At 56.0% G+C, this 564-nt stretch carries 1 pseudogene; it reads right to left on the bottom strand.

The features are described from left to right. Positions 1–81: 81 nt before the first annotated feature. A pseudogene (locus VQ044_RS25570) lies at positions 82–462 on the bottom strand (DUF6538 domain-containing protein); the annotation flags it as partial. Positions 463–564: the final 102 nt, after the last annotated feature.

A 564-nucleotide genomic window follows, 5' to 3' on the forward strand; every position in this document is an offset into this window, starting at 1 on the left:
ATCTGCGACCTGTTCGAGCCCGAAGAATGTTGGAACTACCTCAAGGCCGCTGGCTATGTTGCAGATTAATCGCCTGACGCTCTAGCCCGCTGCATGCTCCGGACTGAGCCGCGCATCTTGCGGCGAAAGCGCGGCGCTCAGGATCGTATTTGCTTCCTCGGTCGTGAACGCCTTGTCTCTTAACCGCGCGGGCTCTACGACCTTGATTCTCAGTCCGATCGCCGGGTTCGCGGCAATTTTTCGTTTGTTCGCAAGCCAACCGAGCAGCGCTTTGACGGACGCGAGATAGACATCTCTTACGGTACGATCGCTTCGCCCACTCTCCAAAAGCTTGTCGGTCCACTCAATCAGATCGTTCGCCGTAATACGTGTCACATCGTCATGCTCGACATGATCGATCAATGTCCTCAAAACGGGGCGCCAACGTTTCTGGGTCGCCGCCGACAGTTTCGAAGACTTCGCATATTCATCAAACCGTGCCTATCCGCTTGACGCCCATACCCACTAGATCTAGGGTCGGAGCGGATGGGGGGCGGCCATGGACATTCTTGACTGAGAGGATCT

The sequence above is a fragment of the Aurantimonas sp. C2-5-R2 genome, from assembly GCF_036549495.1.
Taxonomy (GTDB): domain Bacteria; phylum Pseudomonadota; class Alphaproteobacteria; order Rhizobiales; family Rhizobiaceae; genus Aurantimonas; species Aurantimonas coralicida_A.